Genomic DNA, 9,097 nt, shown 5'->3' with positions numbered 1-9,097 from the left:
ATCCTGGCCCGCGTGCGCCGGGAGGACCGCGGCGCCTGGCGCGAGCTCGCGCGCGACCTGGCCCGCCACGCCCGGGTGCTCCGGGTGCTGGACCTCCGCCCCGCCGACCTGCACGAGGACGCCAGCCTGCACGTGGCGCTGGGGTGGACGGCGCGCCGCCTGGCCTTCTTCCTCCTGGGCGTCCCCCTGGCCGCGCTCGGCGCCGCAGCCTTCTACCTCCCCTACCGCCTCACCGGGGTGCTGGAGGCGCGCGCGAAGCCGGCCCACGACGTCCGCGCCACCTACAAGCTGCTCGTGGGCGCGGTGACGCACGTCGCGTGGACCGTCCTGCTCGCCGCGGCCGCGGGGATCCTGCTGCGGTGGGAGGCCGCCGTCGCGGCGCTTCTCCTGCTCCCACCGCTCGGCCTGCTCACCGTGGCGGTGCGCAACCGCTGGGACCAGGCCACCGACGACGTCCGCCGCTTCTTCCTGCTCCGGCGCCGCGGGAGCGACCTACTCCCGGAGCTGCGCGAGAGGCAGCGCGGGCTCGCAGCGCGGCTGCAGGCACTGCGGCAGGAGGTCGCGGACACCGAGCACCCCTCGCTCGCACCGGGGCCGCGCCCCGGGCGTTGAGGACCGGCTACGGGAGGATCTGCCCGTCCGGCGCCACCCTGAAGGCGAGCCCCGGCTCGGTCCCGTTCCCGGGAGTGCCGACGATGCGGGTCAGCAGGACGCCGTTCGCGAAGACGTTGCGGGTGCTCGCCCCGTTGGGGTCCTCGGCGCAGGCGTTCGGATCGCTGATCCGGATCCGGTACTCCGCGTTGGCCGGTACGTCGGAGAAGGAGATCTCCCATCGGTCCGGCCCGGTCGCACTCATGTCGAAACGGGCGAACTGGTGCCAGCTCGGGTGGATGTGCGTGCGGCCCACGCCGTTGACGCAGCTCGGGGTCCGCTCCGCGACCACGGGATCGATGCTCGTCGAAGCGCGGTAGACGAACTCGACGGTGACCCGGGGGGGACGCGTGACGGGATCTGGAGGAGTGGCATCCGTCGACCCGTCGCCGCAGGCGGTCGCGACGACCACCGGCAGGGCTGCCGTGATCCAGAAACGAGCGCGCGGTCGCATGGTAGTACACCCCGATCTGGTGGGTCGCATGCCCAACGTGCCGGTGCACCGCACGTCGGGCGACGAGGGGGACGCTACGTCCTGATGTTTTCCCGCATTCGCCGTGCCTGCCGCGAGTGAGCCCCGGGCTCAACCCGCCACGGCCGTCTCCGAGTCGTCCACCACGCGCACCGCAGCCTCCGCCTCGCGCGCCGCCCGCTCCCCCTCCGCCGGGTCCACCAGCATCAGCAGCAGCGCCCCCGACACGAAGAACGCGATCACCGACAGGATCCCGTAGCGGCTGGACCCCGTCTGCCCGATGACGGCGGCGAAGAGCAGCGGCCCGAAGATCCCCGCGAACTTGGAGAACACGCTGAAGAAGCCGAAGAACTCCCCCGACTTGTGCCGCGGGATCATGGTGGCGAAGAGCGAGCGGCTGAGCGCCTGCGTTCCCCCCTGCACCATCCCCACCATCAGGGCCAGCACCAGGAAGTCGCGCCCGGTGCGCATGTTGAAGCCCACCAGGCTGATCGCGACGTACACCACGAGCCCCAGCAGGATGGACCGCTTCGCGCCGATCCGGCCGGCGAGCATCCCGAAGAGGAAGGCGAACGGGATGCCGACGAACTGCACCAGGAGGATGGAGCCGATCAGCACCGCCTCCGGGATCCCCAGCTCCGTGCCGTAGGGGACCGCCATCTTCTGGATGGTGGCGATCCCGTCGTTGTAGAGGAGGAAGGCAAGCAGCAGGAGGAAGGCGTTCTTGTAGCCGCGCAGCTCGTGGAAGGTCTCCGCCAGGCGCGAGAACGCCGCGCGCACCGCGCCCCGGGCCGGGCTCTCGTCGGCCTCGATGAGCCGCGGGGGCTCCGGGACGCGCCGCAGGAGCGGGATGGAGAAGACCGCCCACCAGACCGCCACCGACAGGAAGGAGAGCCGCGCCGGGAGCGTCCCCGCGGGGATCCCGAAGAGCTCCGGCTTCTGGATCCAGGCCAGGTTCAGCGCCAGGAGGATTCCCCCGCCGACGTACCCGAAGGCGTACCCGGAGGTGGAGACCTGGTCCACCTCGTCCTCGCGCGCGATGTGCGGGAGGAGCGACTCGTAGAAAACGAAGCTCCCCGCGGCCGCCACCGAGGCCACCAGGTACAGGAACGCCGCGAGGACCAGGTCGCCGCGCTGGATGAAGTACATCCCCGCGACCGCGGCCACGCCCAGCCCGGCGAAGGAGCCCAGGAAGCGCTTCTTGGAGGCGCTGAAGTCCGCGATGGCCCCCAGCACCGGCGAGAGCAGCGCGACGATGGCGATGGCGGCGCTGTTCGCGTACCCCCACCACTGGCTGGCGACCACCTCCGGCCCGCCCGCGCCGGCCACGCGGATGAAGTAGATGGGGAAGACGGCCACCATGATGGTGGTCTGGAAGGCGGAGGCGGCCCAGTCGTACATGGCCCAGGCGCGCAGCTCCGGGCGGTGCAGGCCGAGGCGCTGCAGGATGCCCCGGCGCTCGCGAGCCGCGGGTTCGGCACCGTTCATGGAAGGTCCGCGTAGGGGGAGGAGAACGGAGGGAGGAGAGCAGCCCGGCCCTCAATATAGGCGCCGCGGGTGAGCGGGCCAGTCCCGCGGGCGCGGGCCGCCGGTCGCGGAATCGCGCGGCGCGGCCTATCTTGGCGCCGACCCGAACCGGAGGAGCATGCATGGACCGCTGGAAGCGCACCCTGGGCGAGGTGGCCCACCGGCTGGAGAAGCACGTGGACCGCGCCCGCGAGCGGGTGGCGGAGGCGTTCCCCCCGGACCGGAACGACGTGCGGATCGAGCCGTACCGCGGCTACGGCACCCCGGAGCGGCTCTACCTGCATGGCCGGGTGCTGCGCGGGAGCGCTCCCTCCGCGGCGGGGGAGCGGGACCATGCGCTCCTCAACCTGGCGAACATGATCCAGCGCTTCGAGAGCGACGAGGTCCCCGGCGCGCGTGTGGCGGCGAGCCTCGGCGGGCGCACCTGGCAGGCGGTCACCGGCGAGGAGGGGTACTTCGAGCTGTGGATGGAGCCGGACCCGCCGCTCGCCGCCGGGTCGCTCTGGCACGAGGTGGCGCTGGAGCTCCCCGGGCGCACCGGGCGTGACGGAGGCCCGATCCGCGCGACGGGGCACGTGCTGGTACCGCCGCCGGAAAGCCGCTTCGGCGTGATCAGCGACCTCGACGACACCGTGATCCGGACCGGCGCCACCACGCCGCTCCGCATGGCGCGCACGGTCCTCCTGGGGAACGCCCGCACCCGATCGCCCTTCCCCGGCGTCGCCGCGTTCTACCGGGCGCTGCAGCACGGCGCCGGGCGCACCGGGTTCAACCCGCTCTTCTACGTCTCGTCCTCGCCCTGGAACCTGTACGACCTGCTCACCGAGTTCCTGGAGCTGCGGAAGATCCCGCTGGGTCCCCTGATGCTGCGCGACTGGGGGATCTCCGAGGGGGAGGTGCTCCCCACCGGGCACGCGGGGCACAAGCTGGAGGCGATCCGCCGGATTATGGAGCTCTACCCGAACCTCCCCTTCGTCCTGCTGGGCGACAGCGGGCAGGAGGACCCGGAGATCTACCACCGCGTGGTGCACGACTACCCGTCGCGGATCCTGGCCGTGTACATCCGCAGCGTCCACCCCGCGGCCGGGCGGGCGGACGCGGTGCGCGCGCTCGCGGAGGAGGTCGCCCACGCCGGGAGCACCCTCGTGCTGACGGACGACACCGTGGCCGCCGCGGAGCATGCCGCCGCGGAGGGGTGGATCCCCGCGGACACGCTCGCCGAGATCGGCGCCGAGTCGGAGCGCGACGAGTCCGGGAGCGGCCCCGTGGTCTGACGACGGAGAAACGCCCGGCGCGGACCTTTCCGCGTCGGGCGTTTCTCCGCTGCTGCCCGCAGCCCCTTCCCCCGCCGCTACGGCCGCGGTGGAGCGGTGGTGTCGGGCCGGGCCGTCGTGTCCGCGAAGGCGGCGCCGGGCGCGGGCGCCGAGGTCCCGCGGTTGCCGCACCAGGTCCACGGGCCGCGGAACACGTTCACCGTGGTGTCCGGACCGATGCCTCGCTGCCGGGGCTGTTGCTGCTGGCGGGCCTGGCGGCGGCGTGCATCGTCCCGGTCGGGGCCGGAGATCCGGCAGACGCGGGTCCGCTGCTCCTCGGACAGGAGCGCGCGAACCGCCTCCTGCGCGGTCCGGTTGTTCTCCCGGAGCGAGTCGATGAGCGGGCGGGCCCGCTCCGTCGCCTCCGGGCTCGGCCGGCGCCGGAAGCCGCCGGAGGCCTGCTGCAGCTCCCGCAGCTCCGTGAGCATGGGACTGTTCTGCCGCTGCAGCGCGGCCCCGATCGAGTCCAGCGCCGTTACCTGCGCCGACGTGAGGTTCAGGTCCTGGCGCTGCCCGATCAGCGCGTACACCGGCGGCGTCGGCACCCACGCCTGCTGGGGTGGCGCCTGCGACGCGGGCGGGGCCGACGAGCAGGCCGCGAGGGCAAGGAGGCCGAGAGTGCGGGTCAGTCGCTTCATCGTCGCGGTCGGGCAGGAATTCGGCTTTCCCGGCGGCCGCAGCGGCGGATCCGCGCCGGGGGACGGGGATCGTACCCGGGGCCCGCGTGCAGGATCCGCGCCGCCGCGGGGCCTACCCGCGGCGCTCCGCCCGCAGGACGGACTCCGCGATCAGCGGCCCGTGGAGCTTGCCGTTCTCGATGAAGATCTTGTTGGCGTCGTTCCCCGCCGCCACCACCCCCGCAATGTAGACCCCCGGCACGTTCGTCTCCATGGTCTCCCGGTCGTGCGCGGGGATCCCCGTCTCCGGGTCGATGGAGACCCCGAGCGAGCGGAGCAGGACCGGGTCGGGGACGTACCCCGTCATCGCCAGCACCCAGTCGTTGGGGAGCGCCCTCCGCTCGCCGGTGTCCAGGCTCTCCACGACCACCTCGCGCCAGCGGACCTCCACCACCCTGTGCCGCCAGAGCGCGGGGATGGCTCCCTCGGCGATGCGGTTGTCCACGTCCGGACGCACCCAGGGCTTCACGCCCTTGTCCAGCGCGTCGAAGAGGTGGACGATGGTCACCCGCGCACCCTCGCGCCACACGGTGAGCGCCGCGTCCGCCGCCGAGTTGCCGCCGCCGACCACGATCACGTCCTGGCCGAAGTAGGGGTACGGGTCCTTGAAGTAGTGCACCACCTTTGGGAGGTTTTCCCCGGGGACGCCGAGCCGCCGCGGGGTGTCGTAGTAGCCGGTGGCGACCACCACGCTGCGCGCGCGATGCAGGTGCTCCGAGCCGTCCCGCAGCCGGGTGCGGAGGCGGAAGTCGCCCCGGGTCCCGTCGACCGACACCACCTCCTCGTACTGCCGCACCTCCACCCCGAAGTACGCCACCACCTTCCGGTAGTAGCGCAGCGCCTCGCGCCGGGTGGGCTTGTCCCCCGCCGTGGTGAAGGGGACGTCCGCGATCTCCAGCTTCTCCGGGCCGCTGAAGTAGGTGGTGTAGGTGGGGTGGTCCATCATCCCCTGCGTCACCGCCCCGCGGTCGAAGAGAGCGCAGCCCAGCCCCCGCTCGCGCGCCGCGACCCCAACCGCGATCCCGCACGGCCCCGCCCCCACCACCGCGACGTCCAGCACCCCGTCCTCTTCCTTCGCTTCCCGCATCCGCTCCTCCGTTCGCGCGCCCGTTCGGTCCCCGCCGCCCGGGCGCCTGCACGTCACGCGCCGCGCGCCGCCTCCAGCGCCTGCTCCAGGTCGGCCACGACGTCCGCCGCGTCCTCGATCCCCAGCGAGAGGCGCACGAAGCCGTCCCGGATCCCCACCGCCGCGCGCTCTTCGGGGGACATGGACGCGTGGGAGGTGTAGCGCGGCTCGGATACGAGCGTCTCCACCCCGCCCAGGCTGGGCGCCAGCCGGGCGAGCCGCAGCGCCCGCACGAAGCGCGCGGCCGCCTCCCCCCCGCCCCGCAGCTCGATCCCCACCATCCCGCCGAAGCCGTCCAGGACCCGCGCCGCCGTGGCGTGGTCGGGGTGCGAGGGGAGCCCGGGGTAGTGCACCCGCTCGATCCCGGGGTGCCCCTCCGCCCAGCGCGCCACCTCCGTCCCGTTGCGGTTGTGGCGCTCCATGCGGACCGCCAGCGTCTTGATCCCGCGCTCCAGGAGCCACACGGCGTGCGGGTCGAGCATCGGCCCCCACACTCGCGCGCGCTCCAGGACCTCCGCCACCTGCTCCCGGCTCCCGGCGACCACCCCGCCGGTCACGTCGCTGTGGCCGCCCAGGTACTTGGTGGCGCTGTGCATCACCAGGTCGGCCCCGTGCTCCAGGGGCCGCAGGTTGATGGGAGAGGCGAAGGTGGCGTCCACGATCAGCACGGCGCCGCGGGCGTGCGCCGCGTCCGCCACCCGGCGCAGGTCCACCACCCGCAGGAGCGGGTTGGAGGGGGTCTCGCCGACCACCACGCGCGTGCCGGGCCGGAAGGCCTCCTCCCAGCCGGCGCAGGAGAAGTCCGCGAAGGTGGCCTCGATCCCCAGGCGCGGCAGCTCGCGCTCCAGGAGGTCGCGCGTCCCCCCGTAGATGGCCGCGGTCGCGACGACGTGGTCGCCCGCGCGCAGGTTGGCGAGGAGCGCGCACGCCATGGCGGCCATCCCGCTCGCCACCACCAGGGCGTCCTCCGCGCCCTCCAGCGCCGCGAGCCGCTGCGCGACCCACCGGTGGTTGGGGCCGTTGCCGTAGCGGCCGTAGAGGACCTCCCCCTCCCCGCCGAGCTCGCTGTGGAAGGTGGTGCTGAGGACGATGGGGTTGCTGACGGGCCCGCCCGCCTCGCGCGCGGGGTCGCCGGCGTGCACGGCGCGCGTGGATGGGCCTGCGGAGCGGAGGTCGGAGCTCATATCACTCTTCCAGGAAGTGCGGCAGCGAACAGAAGGTCCCGTCGCGGTAGGCGATCACCACCCGGCGCGCCGCGAGCCCCCCGAGCACGGTCGACGCCGCCCGGGGCACCATCCCGGCGTCCTCCGCCACCTTCCCGGCGGAGGCGCGCCCCTCCCGGAGCACGGCCTCCCAGCAGGAGCGCTGGACAGGGTGGGCCTTTCCCAGGAGCTGGAAGCCTTCCTCCTCGAACTCCGCGACGGCCAGGATGTCGTGGTGCTCCAGCACCTCCTCGATGGGCTCCCGGTGGTGCTCGTGGAGGCCGCGGAAGAGGAAGAACGCCTCGGCCGGCCGGTCCGGCCCCAGGAAGCGGAGGAGGAGCTTGGCGACGATCTCGTCCGCGCACGAGTAGTCGAGGACGCGGACCTGCGAGAAGTCCAGGACCGAGAGGCAGACGGACTGCTCCCCGTCCAGCTCCGCGATCTGGCTCTCCACCCCCGTCCGGACGGCCCGCCCCGTGGGGCGGGTCACCAGGTTGCTGTACAGCGAGGTGATGGAGCGCCGGTGGAGGAGCGTCAGGTCGATGGCGAGCGGCGAGACCTTGCGCTCGGGGGGCATCCCTCAGGCCGCGGCGGAGTCGGAGACGGTGACCTTCTCCATCACGTCGCCGCGCTGGAGCTGCTTCACAACGTCGATCCCCTCCGTGACCTGCCCGAACACCGTGTGCACCCCGTTCAGGTGTCGGGTGTTCGCCTCGCTGAGGACGATGAAGAACTGGCTGCCGCCGGTGTCCTTCCCCGCGTGCGCCATGGAGAGCGCGCCCAGCTTGTGGGTGTGCGGGTTCCCCTGCGTCTCGCACTTGATCTTGTACCCCGGCCCGCCGGTGCCGACGCTGGGATGGTTGAGCCCCTTCTCCTTCGTGATCGGGTCGCCGCCCTGCACCACGAAGTCCGGGATCACGCGGTGGAAGACGACCCCGTCGTAGAACCCGTCCTTCACCAGCTTCTCGAAGTTGGCCGCCGTCCCCGGCGCCTCCTTCTCGTACAGCTCCGCGGTGAAGGTGCCCTTGTTGGTCTGGAAGGTGACGGTCTTCATCGGATGCCTTTCGGAAAGGAGTGCGTGAGTGCGAAAGTGCGTGAGTGCGGGAGTCAGGCAGGTCCTGCGATCGCAGGCTCATCCCAGCTCCGTGCCGGCCCTATTCCTTCGCCGGCAGCACGATCAGGATCTGCGCGCCGGGGAAGTAGGCCAGGTCCTTCTCCATGGGGTCGGCGTCGTCCCACTCCGGGACGTCGGCGATGCGGGCGGTGCCGCTGCGGATGGCGATCTTGCCACCCCAGCGCCCCACCTTCTTGCGGATCTGCTTGAGGCCCTGGCCGCGGCCGGGGTCGCGGAAGCGCGTGATCCCGTGGATGAACGCCGCCTCCAGCGCCGTGGCGTCGCCCCAGCGGTCGCCGAAGCGCGCGGCGTGCTCCTTCGCCAGCGAGCCCTTGAAGCCCACGCCTAGGTCCATCACCGCGATCACGGCCACCTTGCGGCCCAGCCGCTTCTGCCAGTTGTAGATCTGGATCCCCACCCAGCCGGGCGCGTCGGCGTGCTCGATGATGTTCTGCGACACCTCCGAGAGGAGCATGCTGAAGCCGATGGCGTCCGCGCGCGAGTAGTGGAGCTGCTCGGCGAGGATAGTGCTGATGCGGCTTTCGTTGAGCACGTCGATCACGCCGTGCACGTCCTCGTGCGACTGCACCCGCGTGATCTCCAGCAGCACGCTCGTCTCCTTCCCCGCGCGCGGCCGGGGCGGCGCCGCCATCTCGAACGTGGCGCCCGCCTGCCGCACGAAGCCCATCCGCGCCAGGTAGCTCGCCACCTCCGGCGTCTGCGGCAGCTCCAGCAGCGGGCGCACGTCCTCCTGGCGCAGCATCTCCCCGAGCGCCAGCAGGCCGATCATCCCGTACGGGTCCGCCCAGCGGACGTGGCGCGCATCGACCAGCGTGCGCTCCCCATCGCCCTGCGCCGCCTCTGCCACGAGGGCGTCGAAGGCCGCGTCGTCCAGCCTCTGGGGGACCACCAGCACTCGCGACATGAAGACGACCGGTCTGGGTGTGAGAAGACGCGGGAAGGTAACACCCGCCCCGGGGGGTCGGAAGGGCGAGCGGGGAGCGCGGCGGCCCCC

At 72.7% G+C, this 9,097-nt stretch carries 10 protein-coding genes; 2 read left to right on the top strand and 8 right to left on the bottom strand.

Annotated features, from left to right (window positions below; all coding sequences use genetic code 11):
• The coding region (locus VGR37_18565; GenBank protein ID HEV2149413.1) for a hypothetical protein at positions 1-612 on the top strand (612 nt) is incomplete at its 5' end.
• A 7-nt stretch (positions 613-619) separates the two neighbouring features.
• Here the strand turns inward: VGR37_18565 and VGR37_18560 are convergent.
• Together VGR37_18560 and VGR37_18555 are read right to left on the bottom strand one after the other, a co-directional pair.
• Positions 620-1,105 (bottom strand): hypothetical protein, encoded by a 486-nt coding sequence (locus VGR37_18560; protein HEV2149412.1) that lies wholly within the window; start codon positions 1,103-1,105, stop codon positions 620-622.
• A 129-nt stretch (positions 1,106-1,234) separates the two neighbouring features.
• Complete coding sequence (locus VGR37_18555; GenBank protein ID HEV2149411.1) at positions 1,235-2,611, bottom strand: MFS transporter; 1,377 nt, start codon at positions 2,609-2,611, stop codon at positions 1,235-1,237.
• Between the two features lie 161 nt (positions 2,612-2,772).
• On the opposite strand from VGR37_18555, the gene VGR37_18550 reads away from it, so the two are divergent.
• Positions 2,773-3,924 carry a phosphatase domain-containing protein gene (locus tag VGR37_18550; GenBank protein HEV2149410.1) on the top strand — a complete coding sequence of 384 codons (1,152 nt, stop codon included), beginning with the start codon at positions 2,773-2,775 and terminating at the stop codon, positions 3,922-3,924.
• A gap of 77 nt (positions 3,925-4,001) precedes the next feature.
• Here VGR37_18550 and VGR37_18545 read toward each other — a convergent pair whose 3' ends face one another.
• The 6 genes from VGR37_18545 to VGR37_18520 form a co-directional block, all read right to left on the bottom strand.
• The gene (locus tag VGR37_18545; GenBank protein ID HEV2149409.1) at positions 4,002-4,601 is read right to left on the bottom strand and encodes a Spy/CpxP family protein refolding chaperone; all 600 of its coding nucleotides are present in this window, start codon (positions 4,599-4,601) and stop codon (positions 4,002-4,004) included.
• A gap of 112 nt (positions 4,602-4,713) precedes the next feature.
• Complete coding sequence (locus VGR37_18540) at positions 4,714-5,727, bottom strand: YpdA family putative bacillithiol disulfide reductase (GenBank protein HEV2149408.1); 1,014 nt, start codon at positions 5,725-5,727, stop codon at positions 4,714-4,716.
• A 53-nt stretch (positions 5,728-5,780) separates the two neighbouring features.
• Positions 5,781-6,950, bottom strand: a complete 1,170-nt coding sequence (locus VGR37_18535) for a PLP-dependent aspartate aminotransferase family protein (GenBank protein HEV2149407.1) — start codon at positions 6,948-6,950, stop codon at positions 5,781-5,783.
• Between the two features lies 1 nt (position 6,951).
• Positions 6,952-7,545, bottom strand: a complete 594-nt coding sequence (locus VGR37_18530) for a hypothetical protein (GenBank protein ID HEV2149406.1) — start codon at positions 7,543-7,545, stop codon at positions 6,952-6,954.
• A gap of 3 nt (positions 7,546-7,548) precedes the next feature.
• Positions 7,549-8,022, bottom strand: coding sequence for a peptidylprolyl isomerase (locus VGR37_18525; GenBank protein ID HEV2149405.1), 474 nt, complete (start codon positions 8,020-8,022; stop codon positions 7,549-7,551).
• Between the two features lie 100 nt (positions 8,023-8,122).
• Positions 8,123-9,007 (bottom strand): ATP-binding protein, encoded by an 885-nt coding sequence (locus VGR37_18520; protein ID HEV2149404.1) that lies wholly within the window; start codon positions 9,005-9,007, stop codon positions 8,123-8,125.
• Positions 9,008-9,097: the final 90 nt, after the last annotated feature.

It is taken from the genome of Longimicrobiaceae bacterium, assembly GCA_035936415.1.
Taxonomy (GTDB): Bacteria; Gemmatimonadota; Gemmatimonadetes; order Longimicrobiales; family Longimicrobiaceae; genus JAFAYN01.
The sequence above is the reverse complement of the archived record's forward strand: the minus strand, read 5'-3'. Positions and strand labels throughout refer to the sequence as shown.